The 21753-nt window shown below is 63.6% G+C and carries 19 protein-coding genes and 1 pseudogene; 18 read left to right on the top strand and 2 right to left on the bottom strand.

Annotated features, from left to right (window positions below; all coding sequences use genetic code 11):
• The first annotated feature begins 21 nt into the window (after positions 1-21).
• From ACNI3R_RS18205 to ACNI3R_RS18180, 6 genes are all read left to right on the top strand, one after another.
• Positions 22-372 carry a cupin domain-containing protein gene (locus ACNI3R_RS18205; RefSeq protein WP_426185964.1) on the top strand — a complete coding sequence of 117 codons (351 nt, stop codon included), beginning with the start codon at positions 22-24 and terminating at the stop codon, positions 370-372.
• On the top strand, positions 369-1169 hold the full coding sequence (locus ACNI3R_RS18200) for an SDR family NAD(P)-dependent oxidoreductase (RefSeq protein ID WP_426185962.1): 801 nt from the start codon (positions 369-371) through the stop codon (positions 1167-1169). The genes ACNI3R_RS18205 and ACNI3R_RS18200 overlap by 4 nt, the downstream gene beginning before the upstream one ends.
• Before the next feature lie 3 nt (positions 1170-1172).
• Positions 1173-2096 carry a 3-hydroxyacyl-CoA dehydrogenase family protein gene (locus ACNI3R_RS18195; protein ID WP_426185961.1) on the top strand — a complete coding sequence of 308 codons (924 nt, stop codon included), beginning with the start codon at positions 1173-1175 and terminating at the stop codon, positions 2094-2096.
• Positions 2080-3312, top strand: coding sequence for an MFS transporter (locus ACNI3R_RS18190; RefSeq protein ID WP_426185960.1), 1233 nt, complete (start codon positions 2080-2082; stop codon positions 3310-3312). Before ACNI3R_RS18195 ends, ACNI3R_RS18190 begins: the two co-directional genes overlap by 17 nt.
• Positions 3313-3325: 13 nt before the next feature.
• Complete coding sequence (locus ACNI3R_RS18185) at positions 3326-3958, top strand: hypothetical protein (protein WP_426185959.1); 633 nt, start codon at positions 3326-3328, stop codon at positions 3956-3958.
• A gap of 184 nt (positions 3959-4142) precedes the next feature.
• Positions 4143-5075, top strand: coding sequence for a beta-keto acid cleavage family enzyme (locus tag ACNI3R_RS18180; protein WP_426185955.1), 933 nt, complete (start codon positions 4143-4145; stop codon positions 5073-5075).
• 621 nt (positions 5076-5696) lie between these two features.
• Here the strand turns inward: ACNI3R_RS18180 and ACNI3R_RS18175 are convergent.
• Positions 5697-6341: a TetR/AcrR family transcriptional regulator gene (locus ACNI3R_RS18175; protein ID WP_426185954.1), complete on the bottom strand. Its 645-nt coding sequence runs from the start codon at positions 6339-6341 to the stop codon at positions 5697-5699.
• An 86-nt stretch (positions 6342-6427) separates the two neighbouring features.
• Here ACNI3R_RS18175 and ACNI3R_RS18170 point away from each other — a divergent pair, with 86 nt between their 5' ends.
• The 5 genes from ACNI3R_RS18170 to ACNI3R_RS18150 are packed head-to-tail and all read left to right on the top strand — an operon-like array spanning position 6428 to position 10899.
• Positions 6428-7195, top strand: a complete 768-nt coding sequence (locus ACNI3R_RS18170) for an SDR family NAD(P)-dependent oxidoreductase (protein WP_426185952.1) — start codon at positions 6428-6430, stop codon at positions 7193-7195.
• Complete coding sequence (locus tag ACNI3R_RS18165) at positions 7192-7983, top strand: enoyl-CoA hydratase/isomerase family protein (RefSeq protein WP_426185950.1); 792 nt, start codon at positions 7192-7194, stop codon at positions 7981-7983. Before ACNI3R_RS18170 ends, ACNI3R_RS18165 begins: the two co-directional genes overlap by 4 nt.
• A gap of 2 nt (positions 7984-7985) precedes the next feature.
• The gene (locus ACNI3R_RS18160; protein ID WP_426185948.1) at positions 7986-9146 is read left to right on the top strand and encodes an acetyl-CoA C-acetyltransferase; all 1161 of its coding nucleotides are present in this window, start codon (positions 7986-7988) and stop codon (positions 9144-9146) included.
• Positions 9146-10126 (top strand): NAD(P)H-dependent flavin oxidoreductase, encoded by a 981-nt coding sequence (locus ACNI3R_RS18155; RefSeq protein ID WP_426185946.1) that lies wholly within the window; start codon positions 9146-9148, stop codon positions 10124-10126. The genes ACNI3R_RS18160 and ACNI3R_RS18155 overlap by 1 nt, the downstream gene beginning before the upstream one ends.
• The gene (locus ACNI3R_RS18150) at positions 10123-10899 is read left to right on the top strand and encodes an enoyl-CoA hydratase-related protein (protein WP_426185944.1); all 777 of its coding nucleotides are present in this window, start codon (positions 10123-10125) and stop codon (positions 10897-10899) included. Before ACNI3R_RS18155 ends, ACNI3R_RS18150 begins: the two co-directional genes overlap by 4 nt.
• Positions 10900-10920: 21 nt before the next feature.
• Here ACNI3R_RS18150 and ACNI3R_RS18145 read toward each other — a convergent pair whose 3' ends face one another.
• Positions 10921-12450, bottom strand: a complete 1530-nt coding sequence (locus ACNI3R_RS18145; RefSeq protein WP_426185943.1) for an acyl-CoA synthetase — start codon at positions 12448-12450, stop codon at positions 10921-10923.
• 211 nt (positions 12451-12661) lie between these two features.
• Here ACNI3R_RS18145 and ACNI3R_RS18140 point away from each other — a divergent pair, with 211 nt between their 5' ends.
• From ACNI3R_RS18140 to ACNI3R_RS18110, 7 genes and pseudogenes are all read left to right on the top strand, one after another.
• A complete protein-coding gene (locus ACNI3R_RS18140; protein ID WP_426185941.1) occupies positions 12662-14917 on the top strand; it encodes a TonB-dependent receptor in 2256 nt (751 codons plus the stop codon).
• A 19-nt stretch (positions 14918-14936) separates the two neighbouring features.
• Positions 14937-16169, top strand: coding sequence for a cytochrome P450 (locus ACNI3R_RS18135; protein WP_426185939.1), 1233 nt, complete (start codon positions 14937-14939; stop codon positions 16167-16169).
• Between the two features lie 17 nt (positions 16170-16186).
• Complete coding sequence (locus tag ACNI3R_RS18130; RefSeq protein WP_426185936.1) at positions 16187-17050, top strand: helix-turn-helix domain-containing protein; 864 nt, start codon at positions 16187-16189, stop codon at positions 17048-17050.
• An 11-nt stretch (positions 17051-17061) separates the two neighbouring features.
• Positions 17062-18528 carry an aldehyde dehydrogenase family protein gene (locus ACNI3R_RS18125; RefSeq protein WP_426185934.1) on the top strand — a complete coding sequence of 489 codons (1467 nt, stop codon included), beginning with the start codon at positions 17062-17064 and terminating at the stop codon, positions 18526-18528.
• A gap of 28 nt (positions 18529-18556) precedes the next feature.
• Positions 18557-19660 (top strand): NAD(P)-dependent alcohol dehydrogenase, encoded by a 1104-nt coding sequence (locus ACNI3R_RS18120; protein WP_426185933.1) that lies wholly within the window; start codon positions 18557-18559, stop codon positions 19658-19660.
• A gap of 384 nt (positions 19661-20044) precedes the next feature.
• Entirely contained in the window at positions 20045-21202 is a 1158-nt protein-coding gene (locus tag ACNI3R_RS18115) for an integrase core domain-containing protein (protein ID WP_426185932.1), read from the top strand.
• 327 nt (positions 21203-21529) lie between these two features.
• Positions 21530-21753 (top strand): annotated as a pseudogene (locus tag ACNI3R_RS18110) (transposase); the annotation flags it as partial.

Here is a 21753-nt window from a genome sequence, read left to right as displayed (position 1 = left end):
GCATGCGCGAGAGGATCGAAGATGGAAATCGTACGCTTGGCAGACGCCAAGGCATATATAGCTCCCTTGCACTACGACATGCGTTCATTGCGCCTGCAAGGTTGCGAGGCGAGCAGTGCCGACTTCGCCTGGGCCGGACTGTCCTATTTTCTGCCGGGCGGTGGTGCCGAAATGGACGCAGGACCGCTCGGCAAAATTTACATAGTCATCGATGGCGAGATCACAATCGAGCTCGGGTCGGGCGTGACGCAAATCCTCGGCAAACTCGATAGCTGCTTCATTCCAGCCGGCGAAGCGCGGGCGGTGCGCAATGATGGCCAGGCCATCGCAACGATGATTGTCGTCATGCCCTATCTGGAGAAATCGGCATGAGCCTTCCGCAAATCGATACCAGCAGGCTGTTCGATGTCGCTGGCAAATCTGCCATTGTCGTCGGGGCGACGGGCTCATTCGGAAAAGTAGTGTGTGCAACGCTCGGCAATGCAGGCGCGAAGCTCACAATTACGGCAGGCAATGCGTCCGATCTCGCTGAATTGCAGGCTGAGTTGGAAGCGGCGGGCATCGATGCGACCTCGGTCAACCGGCGCCCGACAACTGAAGCTGATTGCGAGGCAATCGTTACGGCTGCAGTGGCAGCCTACGGCGCTGTTGACATTCTCGTTATCGCCTCGGGAGTCAATGAAGTCGGTTTGATAGGCGATCTTTCGCTGGAGCGCTTCCAGAAGGTCATGCTCGCAAATGTCGAGGGGGCCTGGTTGATCGCACGCGCGGTCGGCGCACAATTGATCGCGCAAGGCCGCGGCGGCAAGGTTGTCCTCACGTCATCTGCGCGGGGCAAGCTTGGCCATCCGGCAGGCTATTCGGCCTATTGTGCGTCCAAAGCCGCCGTCGATGGTCTTACAAAATCTCTGGGCTGCGAGTGGGGCAAATACGGCATAACCGTGAATGCGATCGCGCCAACCGTCTTTCGGTCGCCGCTGACCGCCTGGATGTTTGAAGATAATGAAAATGCCATCAATGTGCGCAACGGGTTCCTTGCACGTGTGCCAATTGGGCGCCTTGGCGAACCCGAAGACTTGGCCGGTCCGCTACTTTTCCTGTGTTCTTCCGCTTCGGATTTCCACACCGGCCATATCATCTACGCCGATGGCGGTTACACGGCGGGCTGATCGATGAACAAATTGAATATCACTGTGATCGGTGGCGGTCTGATGGGGACTGGCATTGCTCAGGTGTTTGCCGCGGCTGGCCACCGTGTGGTGGTGAACGAGCCAGTCAACTCCGTCCGTGAAACGATCACCGATCGAATTCGAGCAGGCTTGGCTCAAGTCGGTGACGACCCGGAGTTCGCTGCCAATGTTAGCGTCACTGACGATTTGGCCGAATCTGTGCGCGAAGCTGGCTTTGTCACTGAGGCGGCTCCCGAAAAGCTTGAGCTCAAGCGTTCCATCTTCGCTCAGCTGATCGAACACGCTCCGGGCGACGCAATCCTTGCGAGCAATACCTCGGTCATGCCGATTGGCAGCATTGCCTGGAATCTACCTACGGCAGACCGGATTGTAGGCACGCACTGGTGGAACCCGGCCGTTCTGATCCCGCTGGTCGAAGTGATCCAAGGGCCCAAGACCTCGGAAGCGACCGTCAATACGACCATGAAGCTACTGTCCAGCGTCGGGAAGAGGCCCGCCCATGTGAAGAAGGATGTCGCCGGGTTCGTCGCCAACCGTCTTCAGCATGCCTTGTGGCGCGAAGCGATATCGATGGTCGCAGATGGGATATGTGACGCTAGGACAGTCGATGATTGCGTGAAGAACAGCTTCGGGCTGAGGCTTGCTGTTCTTGGCCCGCTGGAAAATGCAGATCTTGTCGGTCTGGATCTAACCCGCGACATCCATCGTATCATAACTCCAGAACTGAACCGCGACGCAGAGCCAAACAAGATACTTGATGTGCTCGTCGGAGAAGGACGTCTGGGATTCAAGTCCGGCGCGGGATTTCAGAAGTGGTCTGACGCAGATCAGATCGCCCTAAAAAATAGGTTGGTTGCGCACCTGGTTGCCGCGAACGAAGGGCGAAAAGATGACGATAGAAGTTAACCTGCCGAAGGGTGCCTCTATCGAGCGGCGAACAGTCGCCATCCTCGCGCTCGCATTCGGGGTCGTGATGCTTGATCGGATGGTGCAACTCTTCTTGGGACCCGAGCTAGTCACGGCATTCAACCTGACCGGGCAGCAAATCGGGTTACTTGCAGCGGCTATGTCCGTGTCATGGGGCGTTTCAAGTTTTCTGTTCGGCATGGTCTCCGATCAGATTGGCCGAAAGCGGGTGCTGGTGCCTGCCATGGTTATCTTTTCGATATTGTCTTGCTTTTCGGGTTTGGCCCCCACGTTCGAAGAACTTCTGATCTGCCGAGTATTGCTGGGGCTTGCCGAGGGACCATGCTTCTCCGTCATCATGGCACTCGTCAAAGATTCCTCCTCGGTGGACACGCGCGGCCGAAATATAGGCGCAACCAACTCTATGGGACCACTAGTTGGTGCAGCAATTGCGCCTGTCTTCGCAACCCAGATCGCGGCGGCATTTGGATGGCGCGAGGCATTCTTTCTTGCTGCGATACCTGGATTCATATTGGCATTCCTCGTCTGGAAGTTTGTCCCGGAGCCCGAGCGCGCGAACGACCAAAGCGATCAATCATACAGCAAGATGGCGTCTCTTTTCGAGGTCATGCGTTATCCGCAGCTTTGGGCCTGTTTTTTGGGTGCCTTCCTGCTAGGCTCGTGGATCTTCTCGATTACTGTTTTCGCACCACTGTACCTCACAAGGGTACAAGGACTATCCGGTACCACCGCTGGCTTTTTGATGGCGGCAACTGGACTGGGAGGTTTCCTTTCCAGCATTTTCTGGCCGACGGTGTCGGATCGCCTGGGCCGCAAGAAGGTGCTGCTCATACTGGGCGGTCTGGCGGCGATGCAACCGCTTGTGGCGATATGGGGATCGATGCTGGGTGGAAGCTGGGTAACCGCTACGTTGCTACTAATTACAGCTACGGGCCCTGCGATTGCAGCGCTAGTTATGATTCTTCTGCCCTCGGAAGCAGTGCCTCGTAGATTGTCTGCGACAGCAATTGGCTTTGCGGTGATGGGCGCGGAAGTGTTCGGCGCAACCCTTGCTCCTCTTTTGGGTGGCGCGCTCGCTGATTCTAGTGGTCTTTCAGCGCCGCTCTATCTGGCCGTAGGGGCGGGCTTGGGAATCATGATCATCGGCGGCCTCATGAAAACACATCGTGAAGTAACGCAATCTCAGACCAACTAAAGGGCTCTTGGGTATGAAATACGAAGTCGTTCAGGACGATCTCGGCACCCACATTCACTGGGTGCTCGAAGGCGTAACCGCCACAATGATCGACTGGTTCTGGAGCAACATGGAAAAGGGCTTCATACTTTGGCATCCCGAGCAACATGAGGCGATGAGCTGGCCAATTCCTCCGATTCACGGAAACCTTTTGGGCGCGGTTCACAACGCGCCGCAGACCTGGGACGATGGCCGACGTCAGGACCTGTACATTCGCTTCGAGCGGTTCGAGGACTTGCCTGACGCCGTCCGCGAGGTGATCCACCTCGAGCATGTGATTGTCGTCGCAGGGCTTGGATTCGATGAAGCGTCAATTCAATCCACCGACCCGATGGGTTATCGCGTTCATCAGTGGCAGAAGTCCGACGGAGGCGTGATTGGGCATTCGACCGGAATCGGCGCGCGGAAACCCGAAAATCATGAACAGGGAAAGGTCTGGGCGGCTCATGCTGCGACCGAGATCGGTAATTGGGTTCACTTCCTGCCCGACATCTACCGCCTGTACCGCGTCGTAACGGACACCCGTCGCAACCCGTTCACCGACCTGAGCGTCGATGGCAAAGGCCTGAATGCTCGATACCGCTACATAACCTCCCGGCAATCTTAACGCCGTGAATTGCGCGGGGACGGTGCGGGCGCGCTCCAGTCCAGGGGACAAGAAGCCACAAATTGTCCTGCTAGAGCATTTTCAAGTTGACCGGATTCGGTCAACGGCTCGGAAAATGCGGCATCAAAAGACAAGAGCCTATTCGCCCATCGTGAACACGCTCTAGCCCAGTGGAACACGAACTATGAAAAATAAAGTCATTATTACATGTGCGATCACAGGGGGAATCCACACTCCGTCCTTGTCGGATGGCCTTCCTTATACGCCATCGGACATCGCAACTCAGGCCATTGCTGCAGCCAATGCGGGCGCTGCCATCCTTCATCTCCACGCGAGGGATTCTGAGACAGGCGCACCTACCGGCAATCCTGATGTTTACCGCCAGTTCTTGCCCATAATCCACCAGGGCACAGATGCTGTTATCAACTTGACCACTGGCGGTAGTCCCGACATGTCGCCGGAAGATCGACTGGCAGCAGCCCTGACTTTTTCGCCAGAGATGTGCTCTCTCAATATGGGCAGCATGAACTTCTCTTTTCACGACATGGGAAAGAAGATCACCGAATGGAAATTCGGTTGGGAAAAAGAATATATTGCAAACAGTGAGAGTTTCATATTTCGAAACACATTTGCCGACATCGCCAAGAACTACAATCTGCTCTCCGAGCACGGTACTCGGTTCGAGCATGAATGCTATGATATCGGACACCTCTACAACCTCGCCTATTTCGTCGACAAGGGCATCGCCAAGCCACCATTCTTCATTCAGTCGATCTTCGGCATTCTGGGCGGCATCGGCGGCGATCTCGATAACGTCATCTTCATGAAACGGACGGCTGATCGGCTGTTCGGTGACGACTATGTGTGGTCCGTCCTCGGTGCAGGACGTTATCAGATGCCAGTTTGCACGCAGGCTGCGATGCTGGGCGGCAACGTGCGTGTCGGACTCGAAGACAGCCTCTTTCTCGAGCGAGGCAAGCTTGCCTCGAGCAATGCAGAGCAAGTGACCAAGATCGTTCGGATCATCAAGGAGATGGGGCTTGAGCCTGCAACGCCAGAAGAAGCGCGCGCGAGGCTCGGTCTAAAGGGCGCTGATCGTACCAAGATGAACAATTGAAGCCTTACTTCTAACTACATGGAGTAGATTGATGGAATCGCTCAAATTGTTCCATATTCCTGGGGCCTGTTAGAGAGTAACCTTGGCTGCTTTGTAACACATGACCTGCTCCCCGGAAATCATGCCATTGACAAGTCAGATCGTCAGATGGAGACGAGCGGATGCAGCGCGGGGCATGCCTCAGTAAGACCGTACTCAAATCGGGGAGGAGAGGTCTGATACTGAAGCAGGCCAGGGATTCCAAATTCGTTCGACCTTCCCAACCGACTCGCAAGGCTATTCAGCGCCATGCCAGTCGCCCCGAGCATCGCGTCAAGCCGGCGTAACCGCATCAACGAGCATGCGACGACCGACCAGTTCCAACAGCTCCCCACGCCCTCGACCGAAGGTTCAGTGATCGGTGACCCGGGCGAGCACCACAATCGGCTCTTCCATGGTTGGCTAACGTCGACTTTCGCTGACGGGCGCTCCCACAAGGCATTATCCTGTCAGTCCTGCCAGGCTGAGCACCGATCCAGGTGTTTCTTCCCGAGGTGTTGGAGGTACGGGCAAGCTTGAATCGGTCTGGGTCTTCTGTCCAGATGCGCGCGACATGTTCTTAGGACATGGTCACTGGAATCTTCAAGCTGCGGCATCCGGGCCTGGAAACGGCCCTCGCAAATCCAGCCCCTTCAACAGAAGCTCGACGATCTCCGCCGCGAGCCTTTCGGGGCTCTCGGTCCCGTCCGGCTTGTACCAGCGCGCGGGCCAGTTGATCGCGCCGGCCACCGTGAAGGCGGCGATCTTGACGTCGACGGGCGCGATCGATCCGTCCTCGACCGCCTGCGCGATCAGGCCGCGCAATTCGCGGTCGATGTCGCGCTTCATCGCGCGATAGCGGGGCAGGCTTTCTGCCGACAGCGCCTCCTCGCCGGTCCGGATCACGCAGCGGCCGAAGTCGTTCATGTTGATCTCGGAATAGCGTCGCAGGAATTTTGCGAGGCGGTCGCGCCCCGTCCCCGGTTCCGCGCGGGCCTGTGCCGCAGCCTCAAGCAATTGTTCGAGCCCGATCGTCAGGCACTCCAGCAGCACCTGATCCTTGCTCGACAGATAATGATAGATGGTGCGCTTGGACACGCCCAGGCTCGCCGCGACATCGTCGAGCGAGGTCGCGAAGAATCCCTTCTCGTTGAACATCCGCACTGCGGCCCTGAGGACCGCGGAGCGCTTCGCCGCGCGGTCGGCCAGCCTCTGCTCTGCCGAACGAAAAGGGGTCACGTCTTCCATGCGGGGGCTGATTGACACCAAACCCGAAGATGCGCAATACACTCACGAGTGCATATTAATCTCATGAGTTTTATCGGGAGCTGGGCATGGACGTTCGGGGTATCGCCACAATCGTGACCGGGGGCGCCTCCGGGCTCGGCGGAGCGACCGCCGAACGGCTTGCCGCTGCAGGCGCCAAGGTCACCATCTTCGACCTCAATCATGATCTGGCCCGCAGCCGTGCGGCCGCCATCGGCGGCCACTTCGCCGCAATCGACATCACCGACGAAAAGGCCGTCGAGGATGCGATCGCCGAGGCCGAAGGCCTGCATGGCAAGGCGCGAATCCTGGTCAACTGCGCCGGCATCGGGCCGCCCGCGAAGGTGATCGGCCGCGACGGGTCGGCGCTGCCGTTGCCCGACTTCGCGAAGATCGTCACGGTCAACCTGATCGGCAGCTTCAACACCCTGTCGAAGTTCGCGGCCCGCATCCACGACGCCGATCCGATCGGCCCGGATGGCGAGCGCGGCGTGATCGTCAACACCGCCTCGGTCGCGGCCTATGACGGACAGATCGGCCAGGCCGCCTATGCCGCATCGAAAGGCGGCATCGTCGGCATGACCCTGCCGATCGCGCGCGAGTTCGCCCGCTATGGCATCCGCGTGATGACGGTCGCGCCGGGTATCTTCTGGACCCCGCTCCTCGCGACTCTGCCGCAGGAGGCACAGGATTCGCTCGGCCGGCAGGTGCCCTTCCCCAGCCGCCTCGGCCAGCCGGCCGAGTTCGCGCAGCTGGTCGAAAGCATCGTCCAGAACCCCATGCTCAACGGCGAGACGATCCGCCTCGATGGCGCGATCCGGATGGCCCCGCGATGAGCGAAGGTGGCTCCGTCCGTCTGTCGATCGCCGACGGCATCGCGCGGGTCACGCTGAACCGGCCCGAAGCCGGCAATGCGGTCGACATGGACATGGCCCAGGCCCTGCTCGACGTGGCGATCCGGTGCGAGCAGGACGACCCGATAAGATGCGTGTTGCTGTCCGGCGAAGGCCGACTGTTCTGCGCGGGCGGGGATCTCAGCGCCTTTCGCGCGGCCGGCGACAAGGTGGACGCGTTTCTCGAGGAGCTCGCGACCACGCTTCACGCCGCGATCGAACGCTTCGCCCGCATGGCAAAGCCGCTGCTCGTCCTCGTCAACGGCCCGGCGGCCGGTGCGGGGCTGAGCCTCGCCATTGCTGGCGATGTGGTGCTGTGCGCGCGATCAGCGCATTTCACCGCCGCTTACGGCGCGCTCGGACTGACGCCAGATGGCGGGATGAGCTGGATGCTCCCCCGCCTCGTCGGCCTCCGCAAGGCGCAAGAGATCATCCTGACCAACAGGCGAGTGGGCGCAGACGAGGCCGAGCGCATCGGCCTCGTCACCCGGATGGTCGACGACGAACGGCTCGGTGAGGAAGGTCTTGCGATGGCAAGGGCGCTGACAGACGGCCCCCGCGCCGCTCTCGGCGCCGCCCGCGCCCTGCTGCGCGACAGCTTCCAGACCGACCTGAAATCCCAGCTGGCCAGCGAGGCGCGCACGATCGCCCAGGCCGGCGGCTCGGCTGAATGTCGCGAGGGGCTTGCCGCCTACATCGCCAAACGCACCCCAGACTTCAAAGGAGCATGACCATGGCCGAGGCCTATATCGTCGACGTCATTCGAACCGCTGGCGGGCGTCGCAATGGAAAACTGGCAGGCTGGCATCCCGCCGACATGGCGGGCGCCGTGCTCGATGCGCTCGTCGCCCGCACGGGGGTCGACCCCGCCGCGATCGAGGATGTGATCCTGGGCTGCGTCACCCAGGCGGGCGAGCAGGCCTTTGCCTTCGCCCGCAACGCCGTCCTCGCGTCCGGTCTCCCGCAAAGCGTGCCCGCCGTGACGATCGACCGCCAGTGCGGCTCGTCGCAGCAGGCCGTGCAGTTCGCGGCGCAGGCGGTGATGTCGGGCATGCAGGACGTGGTCATCGCGGCGGGAGCGGAAAGCATGAGCCGCGTGCCGATGTTTTCGAACGTCTCCTTGCATGAGAAGGAGGGCATCGGCACCGGCCCGATCAGCCCCCGCATAAGGCAGCGTTATTGCGTCGACACTTTCAGCCAGTTCGACGGCGCGGAGATGCTCGCCGCCAAATATGGCTTCGACCGCGAGACGCTCGACCGCTTCGCCCTGCAAAGCCATCTGCGCGCCGCCGCCGCAACCGGGGCGGGTGCCTTCCGTGACGAGATCGTACCACTCGACGTCGATGGTGTTCCGCATCTGGTCGACGAAGGCATCCGCGCGGGCGCCACGCTCGAAGGCATCGCCTCGGTCAAGCTGTTGCGCGAGGGCGGGGTCATCTCGGCCGCCAATGCCAGCCAGATCTGCGACGGCGCCTCCGCCGCGCTGATCGTGTCGGAACGCGCGCTCAAGGCCTATGGGCTGACGCCGATCGCACGGCTGGTCACCATGACGGTCTCGGCCGGCGATCCGGTGATCATGCTGGAAGAGCCGATCCCCGCGACGCGCAAGGCGCTCGACCGCGCCGGCCTCTCGATCGACCAGATCGACCTCTATGAGGTGAACGAGGCCTTCGCCCCGGTACCGCTCGCCTGGCTCAAGGCCCTCGGCGCGGATCCCGCCAGGCTCAACGTCAACGGCGGGGCGATCGCGCTCGGCCACCCGCTCGGCGCCAGCGGGACCAAGCTGCTCGCGACCCTCGTCCATGCGCTGCGCACACGCGGCCTGCGCTATGGCCTGCAGACGATGTGCGAAGGCGGCGGCATCGCCAATGTTACGATCGTGGAGGCGCTGTAATGGCGATCCGCACCCGCTTCACCGAAGCCTTCGGCATAGAGCATCCGATCGTCCAGGGTGGCATGATGTGGGTCGGTCGCGCCGAACTGGCAGCGGCCGTGTCCAATGCCGGCGGCCTGGGCATGCTGACCGCGCTGACCCAGCCGACACCGGACGAGCTGCGGCGCGAGATCGAGCGCTGCCGCAACATGACGGACAAGCCCTTTGGCGTGAACCTCACCATCCTGCCGTCGGTCACCCCGCCGCCCTATGCCGACTATCGCCGCGCGATCATCGAGGAGGGCGTGCGGATCGTCGAGACCGCCGGCCACAAGCCGCAGGAGCATATCGACGACCTGAAGGCGCACGGCATCAAGGTGATCCACAAATGCACGGCAGTCCGCCACGCCGCTTCCGCCGAGCGCATGGGGGCAGACGCGATCTCGATCGACGGTTTCGAATGCGCCGGCCATCCCGGTGAGGATGATGTGCCGGGGCTGGTGCTGATCCCCGCAGCCGCCGACCGGATCACCATCCCGATGATCGCCAGCGGTGGTTTCGGCGACGGACGGGGGCTCGCCGCTGCGCTCGCGCTCGGCGCCGACGGCGTGAACATGGGCACCCGCTTCTGCGCGACGGTCGAAGCGCCGATCCACGACCGGATCAAGCAGTTCCTGCTCGACAATGACGAGCGCTCGACCAACCTGATCTTCCGCCGCTTCCACAACACAGGCCGGGTCGCGAAGAACAGCGTGTCCGATCGCGTGGTCGAGATCAGCAGCCGGCCGGAAGCGACCTTCGAGGACATCCGGCCGCTCGTGTCGGGTGCGCTCGGCCGCGTCGCGCTCGAAACCGGGGACCTTGACGCCGGGCTCGTCTGGGCGGGCCAGATCCAGGGCCTGATTCACGACATCCCCACCTGCCGGGAGCTCATCGCGCGCATGGTTCGGGACGCCGAGGCCATCATCACCGGACGGCTCGCCGGGATGCTCGCAGCATGAGCGAACCGCCCGTCCTGGTCGAGCGCGCAGGTCGCCTGACCATCATCACCATCAACCGGCCCGCCGCGCGCAATGCGCTCGACGCGACCGCCCAGCGCGCCATGGCGGCGGCGTTCGACGCGTTCGAGGCCGATGACGAGCAATGGGTCGCGATCGTGACCGGCGCCGGAGACAAGGCCTTTTGCGCGGGGCACGACCTGAAGCAGCAGGCGGCGAGCGGCGACATGTTCACGCCCGAGTCCGGTTTCGGCGGCCTGACGATGCGCGAGGGCCTGACCAAGCCGGTCATCGCCGCGGTGAACGGACCGGCCTTTGGCGGCGGATTCGAAATCGTGCTGGCGGCAGACATCGTCGTCGCGGCCTCGACCGCCTTCTTCGCCCTGCCGGAGCCCCGCGTCGGTCTCGCCGCACTTGCGGGCGGCATCCAGCGCCTGCCGCAGATCGTCGGGCGCACGCGCGCGATGGGCATATTGCTGACCGGACGCCGAGTGCCCGCCACGGAAGCACTCAAGATCGGCATAGTCAACGAGGTCACCGACGGCGACGTCCTTGCCGCTGCACGAGGCTGGGCCGAACAGATCCTCGCCTGCAGCCCGATGTCGATCCGCGCGACCAAGGAGTCGGTGCGGCGAAGCGCCACCCTGGGCACTGCCGAGGCGATCCGCGAACAATGGCAATGGCCGGCGATGACGGCCATGCTCGGATCCGAGGATTTCGTCGAGGGCCCGCGCGCCTTCGCCGAGAAGCGCGCGCCGCACTGGCAGGGTCGCTGAGCGCAGCCCCGGCGACGAGGCTCAGGCGGCGTTCGCGTCCCTGAGCTCGTCGATCAGCCGCCGCTTCATCATCTTGCCGGTCGCCTCGCGCGGCAGTTCGGCGCGGAACAGGAACTGGCGCGGGGTCTTCACCCCGCCCAGCTCCTCTCGCGCGAAGCGGGTCAGCTCGGCCGCCAGCTCCGCATGATCGGCCGCTGCATCGGTCGGCTGGACGACGGCGACGACCCGTTCGCCCATTTCCTCGTCGGGCAGGCCGATCACCGCCACGTCGGCGACCGCCGGATGGGTCGCCAGGCGGTTCTCGATCTCCTGCGGATAGATGTTCACCCCGCCCGAAATGATCATGAAGCTCTTGCGGTCGGTCAGGTAGAGATAGCCGTCCTCATCGACATGGCCGATGTCGCCGAGCGTCGCCCAACCCTGCGGGCTATGCGCCTGCGCGGTCTTGGCCGGGTCCTTGTGGTAGGAGAAAGCGGGGCCGTCGGAGAAATAGACCCCGCCCGTCGCGCCGACCGGCAGTTCGGTCCCGTCCTCATCGAGGATGTGGATTGTGCCGAGCACCGCGCGGCCGACCGAGCCGGGCTTCGCCAGCCACTCCTCCGCCGACAGCGCCGTGATGCCGCAGCATTCGGTACCCGAATAATATTCGTGGACGATAGGGCCCCACCAATCGATCATCGCCTGCTTGACCGGCGCGGGACAGGGCGCAGCCGCATGGACCACCGCGCGCAGCGACGACAGGTCATGGCCGTTCCGCACCACATCGGGTAGCCGCAGCAGCCGGACGAAATGCGTCGGGACCCAGGTCGCATGCGTCACCCGGTAGCGTTCGATCAGCCGAAGCGCCGCCTCCGAATCGAACTTCTCCATGACGACCACGCAGCCCCCCAGCCGATGGATCGTCATCGCCCAGCGCAGCGGTGCCGCATGATAGAGCGGCGAGGTCGAGAGATAGACGCACGCCTCGTCCATGCCATAAAGCGTGGTGCCCATCCCCATCAGCGGCGTCGGGGCGTCGATCGCTCCCTCGGGCAGCTCCGGCTTGACCCCCTTGGGCCGACCGGTGGTGCCCGACGAATAGAGCATGTCGGTGCCGGCACTCTCGTCAGCGACCGGGGTCGACGGCAGACCGGCGCAGGCCTCGCGCCAGGACGCGATCCCCAAAGCCGGCTGGTCGAACAGGAAAGGCTGCAGATCGACCATCTCGTCGCGCAGCTCCGCGACCACCGGCGCGAGACGATCCGAGGCGATCAGCAGCCGCGCGCCGGAATCGCGCAGGATATAACCGAAATCCGCCAGGCTCAGCCGCGTCGATATGCTGGTGAGATAGAGGCCGGTCCGCTGCGCTGCCCAGCCGATGTCGAACAGGCTCGCGTCATTGTCCGCCATCACCGCGATCACGTCTCCACGCCGCAGGCCAAGCCGGCGCAGCAGATGCGCGCCGCGATTGGCGGCGGCGTCGAGCGCGGCATAGCTGATCGTCTCGCCGCTCTCGGCCATGATGATCGCAGGCGAAGCAGGCTTGCTCGCGGCGAAGTGGGAAGGATGCATGGGACGCCTCTCCAAAGGGTGTGCGGCGTCCGGAAGCACGCGCGCTTATCGCGCTCGCAAAAGCATCACCCGGTCCCCGTGAGGCAAGATGACGCGCAAGAAATGTCAAAAGTCGCGTCATTGCCATGTAAAGCCAGCGCGGACGTCTTCCCCTACATCGGCGTCAGGACCAACGGCCGGAACAGGCCGAATCAACATGGAGGAGAGGTCTATGCGCACTGCTTTCCGGACATTGTCCCTGCCCGCCTTTCTGGCCGCCGGCATTTCTCTCGCTACGGTCGCCCAGGCCCAGACCTCTGCACCTCAGGCGGCGGATGCTTCGGTAACCGAAGATATCGCCGACATCGTCGTGACCGCGCAGCGCCGCTCGCAGTCGCTGCTGACCGTGCCGCTCGCCATCTCCGCGCTGAACGGCGACACGCTGCAGAACAAGGGCATCACCAATTCGGCGAATCTGGCGACGGCGGTTCCCAACCTGCAGGTGAGCAGCCCCTATGGCAGCACCCAGCCGAATTTCTCGCTGCGCGGCATTTCTGTCGCGAACGAATATAACAGCAACCAGGCGTCGCCGGTCGGCGTCTATATCGACGACGTGTACATCGCCGCGCGCACCAGCCACGGCATGGGCCTGTTCGACCTCGACCGGGTCGAGGTGCTGCGCGGGCCGCAGGGCACCTTGTTCGGCCGCAACACCACCGGCGGTGCGATCAATTTCGTGACCCGCGCGCCGAAGCTCGAAGGCAGCAACGGCTATTTCGAGGCCGGCTACGGCAATTTCGACACCTTCCGTGCGCAGGGCGCGGTCGAGACGACCATCGTCGAGGACCAGGTCGGCGTTCGCGTCGCGGGCAATTACGAAAAGGGCGACGGCCAGATCCGCAATGTCGCCGCGGGTGGCCGCGACGCCAACAGCGTCGACACGCTCCAGGGCCGTTTCTACCTGCGCGCCAAGCCCGGCAATGGCGGGCTGGACATCAAGATCCGCGCCTATGCCGGTCGCGATCGCGGAACGCAGGCGGGCGTACACGGCCTGACCGGCCCCGCCACGCCGGGCCAGGGTTTCTTCAAGGTCAACGAGAACCGGATCGGCGACAACCGCACCGATGCCTGGGGTGTCGCGGCGAACGTCGCGCTGGAACTGACCCCGGAGATGACGCTGACCTCGATCACCTCCTATGATGGCGGCAAGCAGAATCTCCAGCAGGCAGCCGACGGCTCCCCGCTCGACGTCCTCGACATCAACTGGCGGTCAAACTTCCGTCAGTTCAGCGAAGAAGCCCGGATCAACTATGAGGGCGAGAAGCTCAAGCTCGTCGGCGGCGCTTTCTATGGCTGGGACCGCACGGTTACCGACAATCTCTTCAACATCGCCAGCGCGCTCGGGCCGGGCGTGAACGGCGGCTTCTTCCAGCATTATCGCCAGACCCGCAAATCCTATGCCGCCTTCCTCCAGGGCGACTATGATCTGACCGACAAGCTGGTGCTGACTCTCGGCGCGCGCTACACTTGGGACCGCTCCCGCTATAGCGACGGTTTCGCCTATCTCTTCGCCGGCAATATCGGCGGCGCGGAAACCCCGCTCGCCTCGACCGTACCCTGTGCCGGCGTAGCCGGCACCTGCGCCTATAATCCCGCCGCCCGCTACGCGATCTCCGGCCGGAACAACGCGCTCACCGGTCGCGTCGCGCTGAGCTACACGCTCGACAGCGGCACGCTGCTCTATGCCAGCTACAGCCGCGGCTATCGCTCCGGCGCCTTCAACGGCGGCGGCTACACCTCGTCGGTGGGCATCACCTATATCGATCCGGAACGGGTCAACGCCTATGAGGCGGGCATCAAGGGCCGCTTCCTCGACAATGCGCTGACGCTGTCGGCGGCAGGCTTCTACTATGACTATAGCAACCAGCAGGTGCAGGACACCCGCCCAGGCCCGGTCTCTTTCCTGGTCAATGCGCCCAAGTCGGAAGTCTATGGCGGCGAGGTCGAAGCCACCTATCGCGTGGTGCGCGGCTTCACGATCAATGCCTCGGCCGGCTATCTCAGCGCGAAATACAAGACGCTGACGCTGCAGAACACCGACCTCTCGGGCAATTCGCTGCCCTTCGCGCCGCGCTGGACCGCGACGCTCGGTGCCGACTGGACATTCTTCGACAATGGCACCGACAGCGTGACCTTCTCGCCGGTGATGAACTATTTCAGCCGGCAGTATTTCTCGCCGTTCAACGCGACCAACGCCACCGGAACCGGGCAGGTCAATTCGGAACTGCAGCAGGGCGCCTATGCGAAGGTCAACGCCTCGATCGCATGGACCCACGGGCCGGTGCAGCTGCGCGGCTGGATCAACAACGCGTTCAATCGCAAGATCTATACCTATGGTCTCGACCTGCGCGGTGCCGGCTTCCCCTACAACTTCCTGATCCCGGGCACGCCGCGCACCTTCGGCGTCAGCGCCCGCTACAGCTTCTGACCGGCCGGTGAGCGCCCCCGTGGCCACGACCATCGCCCCTGCGGATCTCAAGGATCCGGACCTCTATCTCGACCGGGTACCGCACGACCTGTTCGATCGCCTCCGGCGGGAGAGCCCGGTCCATTGGAACCCCGAGAGCGATGGTCCCGGTTTCTGGGCGCTTACCCGCTATGCCGACATCGTCGAAGTATCGAAGAATCCCCGGCTCTTCTCGTCGGCCTACAAAAATGGCGGCCACCGGATCTTCAACGAGAATGAAGTGGGGCTGACCGGTGCCGGCGAGTCCGCCATCGGCATCCCCTTCATCTCGGTCGATCCGCCCCTCCATACCCAATATCGCAAGTTCATCATGCCGGCGGTCGCGCCGGGGCGGCTCGCCGGCATCGAGCAGCGTGTGCGTGAACGCTGCGAAGCGCTGATCGCCCGCATTCCGCTCGGCGAGACCGTCGATATCGTCCCCCTGCTCTCGGCGCCACTGCCGCTGCTCACCCTGTGCGAGCTGTTCGACCTGCCGTCCGACATGTGGGTCGATCTCTACCACTGGACCAACGCCTTCGTCGGCGAAGACGATCCCGACTTCCGCCAGTCGCCCGAGGCGATGGCGAAGATCATGGGCGAGTTCCTTGCCTTCGCGGAGCGCCTGTTCGAGGAGCGGCGCGCAACGCCGGGACAGGACCTCGCCACGCTGCTGGCGACGATGGAAGTCGACGGTGCGCCCGTGTCCTTCCGCGAGTTCCTGGGCAATCTCATTCTCGCGCTGGTGGGCGCGAACGAGACGACGCGCAATTCGATCAGCCACAGCATCGCGGCCTTCTCCGACAGCCCCGAGCAGTGGGAGGCGATCCGGCAGGATCCCGACCTGCTCAAGACCGGCGTGCGCGAGATGGTGCGCCACGCCAGCCCTGTCATGCACATGCGCCGCACCGCGACCGCCGATACCGAGATCGGCGGGCAGCGGGTGCGCCAGGGCGACAAAGTGGTGATGTGGTACATCGCGGCCAATCGCGACGAGAGCGTCTTCGCCGATCCGCACCGCTTCGACGTCGCGCGGGGCAATATCCAGCATCTCGGTTTCGGCAGCGGACAGCATGTCTGCGTCGGCTCGCGTCTCGCCGAGATGCAGCTGCGCGTGGCCTTTGGCCTCCTCGCCTCGCATGTTAGATCCTTCGAGGTGGTGCAGCCGCCACGTCGTTTCCGGTCCAACTTCATCAACGGCCTGAAAAATCTCGACGTGAGGCTGACGCCCGCCTGAGGAGGGGAGAGGTCACGATGACGAGCCAGAGCTGGCACGACGAAGACATCATTGCGGATGCCCTGGGCCGCGCACCCGATATGGAGCTGGGCAATGAGCATGGCCGCTGGCGCCTGTGTCGCTGGCGGCAGTTCGTCGGCAGCTACACCCTGCCCGCCTTGCCCGATCCGATGTTCGTCGTGCACATAGCGGGCAAGCCCAATGTAAGGACCTGGGAACGCGACGGCTGGAGCGAAACCGCGTCGCTGCCGGGTTGCGCCACCATCGTCCCCTCGGGCCAGCCGACCGGCTGGCTGGTCGATGGTGAGCTCGATGTCGTGACCCTGAGCGTCGCGTCCAACGACCTCCAGCGGGCGCCCGCCCTCGACCAGTTCAAGCGCATGCGCTTCGCCTTTTCGGACCCGCTTGGCGTCGCTCTGACCCGCCAGGTGTTGGGTGAACTCTATGCACCGCATACGGCCGAGCGCGACGTCTATGTCAGCGCGCTGGTCGATGCGCTGAAGGCGCATATGCTGCGCGGGCCCGTCGCTTCCGGCAAGACCGAGATCCCGACCGCCGCCTTCTCCTCCTACCGCATCCACCACATCATGAACGCGATCCTGGAGCGGCCCGAAGCCGATCACAGCCTGGAAGCGATGGCCGCGCAGGCGGGCGTTACGCCGACCCATTTCTGCCGGATCTTCAAGAAGGCGACCGGCGTCAGCCCGCACCAATATGTCATGCGTGCTCGGCTCGACCGGGCCCGCCAGATGCTCGAGCAGTCGGACACGCCGCTCGCGACGATCGCCGAGGGGCTGGGCTTCACCAGTCAGAGCCATTTCACCCGCGCCTTCCGACAATTTGCGGGCGAGACGCCCAGCGATTTCCGCAGGCGCCGATAGGAGAATTCACAGTGGGTGCCACAAGGGGTTTCGAAGATCTGGTCCTGCCCACGCTGGACCTGTTCGCCGGTGGCGATCGGCTGGCGACGACCAGCGCCGTGCCGGACATCGACCCCTGCGCGGGCGAGGCCTTCGCCGAAATCGCCTGCGCCGACGCGGATCAGGTAGACCAGATCGTCCGCGCCGCCGAACGCGCGCTGCATGCGCCCGGCTGGAAAGACCTGTCGCCGCTGGCGCGCGAGCGGCTGCTGCACCGCTTCGCCGATGCGATCGAGGCCGATCTGCCGCGCCTCGCCGCCCTGGAATCGCTCGACACGGGCAAGCCGATCTCGGTCACCGAGACGCTCGACATTCCCGTCGCGATCAACTGGCTGCGGGTCTATGCGGGCTGGCCGACCAAGCTGGCCGGGCGTGCCGGAACCCTGTCGACCACACCGGGCGACTTTCACGTCTATTCGCGGCGCGAGCCGGTCGGCGTCGTCGCGGCGATCACGCCGTGGAATTTCCCGATCGTGCTGGCGATGTGGAAGATCGCGCCGGCGCTGGCCGCCGGCTGCACCGTGGTGCTGAAGCCCGCGCTCGAAAGCCCGCTGACCGCGCTGCGGCTGGTCGAACTGGCGCGCCAGGCCGGCCTGCCCGATGGCGTGCTGTCGGTCGTCACCGGCGATCCCGCGACGGGCGCAGCCCTCGTCGATCACCCGTCGATCGCCAAGGTCGCCTTCACCGGCTCGACCGCGACCGGCCAGTCGATCCTGGCCGCCTCGGTACCCTCGCTCAAGCGCGTCACCCTCGAGCTCGGCGGCAAGTCACCCTCGATCCTCTGCGCCGACGCCGATCTCGATCAGGCCATCCCGCAACTGGCGATGGGCTGTTTCTTCAACAGTGGGCAGGTCTGCTATGCGGGCACGCGCCTCTATGTGCATCGGTCGATCGAGGATCGGGTGATCGATGGAATCCTCGCCTTCGGCGCCGCTCAGCGGCTCGGCCCCAGTGCCGACCGGTCGAGCACCATGGGCCCGCTGATCAGCGCGCGTCAGCACCAGCGCGTCTCAGGCTTCGTCGACCGCGCGCGCGGGGCCGGCATCGAGGCGCTGGCAGCCGATGTCGCGATACCCTCTTCGGGCTTCTACTTTCCGCCGACCGTGCTGCGGAACGTGCCCGTCGATGCCGAGATTGCGCGCCAGGAAGTGTTCGGACCCGTCCTCGTCACCGCGCCCTTCGAGGATGTCGAGGAGGCGGTCGCGCTGGCGAATGACAGCGACTATGGTCTGGCCGCCCATGTCTTCACCCGCGACCTGTCGACCGCGCACCGCACCGCCGCCGCACTCCAGGCCGGCACCGTCTTCGTCAACTGCGTGCTGCTGGCCGACCCCGCCTTTCCCTTCGGCGGCATGAAGATGTCCGGCATAGGCCGCGAAAATGGCTCCGAGGTGCTCGACGCCTATCTCGAGCCCAAGTCCGTCATCGTCTCCCTCTGAACCTCTCTCCGGCCCATCGAGGACATATATGAAGACCATCGCCGCGATCGCCCGCGAACCCCATGCCCCTTTCTCGGTCGAGCCGATCGAGATCGAGGCGCCGCGCGCCGGCGAGGTGCTGGTGCGGATCGCTGGCGTGGGCCTGTGCCACACCGACCTGATCACGCGCGACCAGTTCATCCCCATCCCGCTCCCCGCCGTGCTCGGCCATGAGGGGTCGGGCGTGGTCGAGGCCGTCGGCGCGGGCGTGACCAAGGTGGCACCTGGCGACCGGGTCGTCCTGAGCTTCGCCAGCTGCGGCCATTGTGCACGATGCGAGGCGCATTACCCCTCCTATTGCCGCGACTTTCCGATGCTGAACTATGCCGGCGGCCGCCCGGACGGAAGCTCGGGGCTCAGCCTCGACGGCACGCCGCTGTCGTCCAACTTCTTCGGCCAGTCCTCCTTCGCCGGCCATGCGCTCGCCAGCGAGCGCAATGTGGTGAAGGTCGAGGGCGACGATCTCGCGATCGAACTGCTCGGCCCGCTCGGCTGCGGCTTTCAGACCGGAGCCGGTGGCGTGATGCGGTCGCTCGCCTGCCCGGCCGGATCGAGCATCGCGATCTTCGGCGGCGGCCCTGTCGGCCTCGCCGCCGTGATGGGCGCGGTCGTCCAGGGCTGCACCACGATCATCCTGGTCGAACCTGTCGAAGCCCGCCGCCGCATCGCGCAGGAGCTCGGCGCCAGTCATGTGATCGATCCGACGCAGGGCGACATCGCCGCTGCCATCCGCGCGATCCTGCCCGCCGGCGTCGACTTCGCCTTCGAATCGAGCGGGCGCGAGGCGGTGGTCGAGGCAGCGCTGGCCAGCCTCGCCAGCCGCGGCATGCTGGGGCTGGTCGGCGTGCCGTCGAGCCCGGAGAGCAGCCTGTCCGTCAACCTCGCTTCGCTGATCACCTATGGCCACCGGATCATAGGCATCATCGAAGGCGACAGCGATCTCGACGGCTTCATTCCCGAACTGGTCGCGCTCCACCGCGCCGGCCGCTTCCCGTTCGACCGGCTGATCTCCACCTACCCGCTCGCCGACATCAACCGCGCGATCGACGAACAGGCCGCCGGCCATTGCATCAAGGCGGTCCTGCTGCCGTAGCCGGGTCACGCGCTATGTCATTGAGGCCGATCACCTCGGTAGTGACAGACCGGCGCGGCTCGCGGCGGATTGCGTGTCGTCGTTGACCGAGAATGAAGCCTATCAACTCCATCACCGCTTTACCGGTGCAAATAGTGGGCTCCTTCTAGATCCTATAGTCCGTTAACCGGAACCATCTCGCAAATCTGCGATGGTGTAACACTCGACCAAGCCAGCGTCATTAAGATAGCCTTGTCGGAAATAGGTCCCAAAGCATTGAATAATGGTCATTACTCAATGAGCGGCCCGAGAGATAGGTGACAGACTGTACCGGAGACATGGGTGACACATCTCCCCTGCGATCGCAGGGGAGATGTGTCGATGCCGTGGAAGGAAGTCTCCGTGATGGACGAACGTCTGCGCTTCGTGGCCCGCATTTTGGAGGGCGAGCCGATGACCGATGTGTGTCGGGAGTTCGGCATATCTCGCAAGACCGGCTACAAGATCGTCAGCCGGTACCGCGAGGATGGGCCGGTCGCGCTATGTGATCGCTCCCGCCGTCCGGTGCGATACGCCAATCAGCTGCCCGACCAGATCGTGCAGCTGCTGATCGCGACCAAGCAGGACAAGCCGGGATGGGGCGCCCGCAAGATCCAGGAGTTGCTGGTGCGCAAGCTCGACGGGGATTATCGCGTACCGTCCGTCAGCACCGTTCACGCGGTGCTCGATCGCCATGGACGTGTTACCCGCGCCAGAAAGCGGCGAAACAAGGCGTCAGGAACATCCCTGTCGCCCGGCCTGGCCCCGAACGAGCTCTGGTGCACCGACTTCAAGGGCGAGTTCAAACTCGGCAGCGGTCGATATTGCTACCCGCTCACCGTGACCGACCATGCGTCGCGCTTCCTGCTCGCCTGTGAGGCGCTGGAATCGACGCGCGAAATGCCCGTCATCGAGAGCTTCGAGAGACTGTTCAGAGAAAGAGGTCTCCCGACCGCGATACGGTCCGACAATGGCATCCCTTTCGCCAGTCCCAACGGCCTCTACAATCTGTCCAAGCTGTCCGTCTGGTGGCTCCGCCTCGGCATCGCCATCGAACGGATCAAGCCAGGCCGGCCTCAGCAGAACGGTCGGCACGAACGCATGCATCGGACGCTCAAAGCCGAGGCGAATCGCCCGGCGCGCATGAACTTCCTCCAGCAGCAGGACCGGTTCGACAGCTTCGTTACCGAGTTCCACCACGAGCGCCCGCATGAAGCGCTCGGCACGAAATGTCCCGCCGAACTCTATACCCCCGCGACAAGACCTTATCAGGGCCTGCCCCAGATCGAGTATCCCTTCCACGACCGCGACGTGCTCGTCACCGCCTGCGGCCGAATCTGCATGTACCGGAGAAAGATCAACGTCTCGACCGTCCTCGCCGGCCAGAAACTCGGCAGCAAGGAAGTCGACGACGGAATATGGCTCGTCTCATTCCTCGATTACGATCTCGGATACATCGACTTGGAACAGAAAACCCTGCAAACCATCGACAACCCGTTCGGCACGAGGTTGTTACCCATGTGACCGGTACAACCTGTCACCCATGTCTCTGGTATGTACAAAATGCGGAATGGCGGAGCGGGAGGGATTATCGGGCTTTGACATCAGCCTGTTTTATCAAAGTAAAATTTCCGACTGCCTCATAACCCCACACTGAACCCCACATCTTGACCGCCCATCACATTTGATGTGGTGCGTGCGTTGCTCTACAATAGCTGTTCGGGAAAAGGGGGGCGAGCCTAGGCGCCAATGTTGGCGGGCGGCAACGTCGGATGCCGCGCAAGAAAAATCATGTCCGTCGCCGAGCCGGCCGACCGGTAGGCAGGTCATGAGCGGTGGCTAGCGCCGTATCTGGAGAGCCTGGCCAACAAGACGCGGGGTCGAATGTGCCCAACTTATATCGCCGGTTTGATTGGGCAAGGAGTTCGCAAGAGCATCCAGCCCATGGCAGCCCGCTCGGATGCGATGTCCTATGACCGGCTGCATCCTTTCATCGAGACCAGCCTGTGAGACCGCGCCCCGCTGGAAGCGACCTTATGGCGGCAGCCGGATCAGTTCATTGGCGGCGACGGAGC

This window comes from Rhizorhabdus antheiae (genome assembly GCF_049889055.1).
GTDB lineage: Bacteria > Pseudomonadota > Alphaproteobacteria > Sphingomonadales > Sphingomonadaceae > Rhizorhabdus.
Note: the sequence above shows the minus strand (reverse complement) of the source record. Positions and strands in the feature narration are given on the sequence as shown.

What these genes read in the sequence shown, in the direction of transcription:
- ACNI3R_RS18180 (WP_426185955.1), top strand. Translation starts at nt 4,143, where the DNA reads ATGAAAAATAAAGTCATTATTACATGTGCGATCACAGGGGGAATCCAC.
- ACNI3R_RS18195 (WP_426185961.1), top strand. Translation starts at nt 1,173, where the DNA reads ATGAACAAATTGAATATCACTGTGATCGGTGGCGGTCTGATGGGGACT.
- ACNI3R_RS18115 (WP_426185932.1), top strand. Translation starts at nt 20,045, where the DNA reads ATGGACGAACGTCTGCGCTTCGTGGCCCGCATTTTGGAGGGCGAGCCG.
- ACNI3R_RS18145 (WP_426185943.1), bottom strand. Translation starts at nt 12,450, where the DNA reads ATGCATCCTTCCCACTTCGCCGCGAGCAAGCCTGCTTCGCCTGCGATC.
- ACNI3R_RS18190 (WP_426185960.1), top strand. Translation starts at nt 2,080, where the DNA reads ATGACGATAGAAGTTAACCTGCCGAAGGGTGCCTCTATCGAGCGGCGA.
- ACNI3R_RS18170 (WP_426185952.1), top strand. Translation starts at nt 6,428, where the DNA reads ATGGACGTTCGGGGTATCGCCACAATCGTGACCGGGGGCGCCTCCGGG.
- ACNI3R_RS18150 (WP_426185944.1), top strand. Translation starts at nt 10,123, where the DNA reads ATGAGCGAACCGCCCGTCCTGGTCGAGCGCGCAGGTCGCCTGACCATC.
- ACNI3R_RS18185 (WP_426185959.1), top strand. Translation starts at nt 3,326, where the DNA reads ATGAAATACGAAGTCGTTCAGGACGATCTCGGCACCCACATTCACTGG.
- ACNI3R_RS18200 (WP_426185962.1), top strand. Translation starts at nt 369, where the DNA reads ATGAGCCTTCCGCAAATCGATACCAGCAGGCTGTTCGATGTCGCTGGC.
- ACNI3R_RS18120 (WP_426185933.1), top strand. Translation starts at nt 18,557, where the DNA reads ATGAAGACCATCGCCGCGATCGCCCGCGAACCCCATGCCCCTTTCTCG.
- ACNI3R_RS18130 (WP_426185936.1), top strand. Translation starts at nt 16,187, where the DNA reads ATGACGAGCCAGAGCTGGCACGACGAAGACATCATTGCGGATGCCCTG.
- ACNI3R_RS18205 (WP_426185964.1), top strand. Translation starts at nt 22, where the DNA reads ATGGAAATCGTACGCTTGGCAGACGCCAAGGCATATATAGCTCCCTTG.
- ACNI3R_RS18140 (WP_426185941.1), top strand. Translation starts at nt 12,662, where the DNA reads ATGCGCACTGCTTTCCGGACATTGTCCCTGCCCGCCTTTCTGGCCGCC.
- ACNI3R_RS18160 (WP_426185948.1), top strand. Translation starts at nt 7,986, where the DNA reads ATGGCCGAGGCCTATATCGTCGACGTCATTCGAACCGCTGGCGGGCGT.
- ACNI3R_RS18175 (WP_426185954.1), bottom strand. Translation starts at nt 6,341, where the DNA reads ATGGAAGACGTGACCCCTTTTCGTTCGGCAGAGCAGAGGCTGGCCGAC.
- ACNI3R_RS18155 (WP_426185946.1), top strand. Translation starts at nt 9,146, where the DNA reads ATGGCGATCCGCACCCGCTTCACCGAAGCCTTCGGCATAGAGCATCCG.
- ACNI3R_RS18165 (WP_426185950.1), top strand. Translation starts at nt 7,192, where the DNA reads ATGAGCGAAGGTGGCTCCGTCCGTCTGTCGATCGCCGACGGCATCGCG.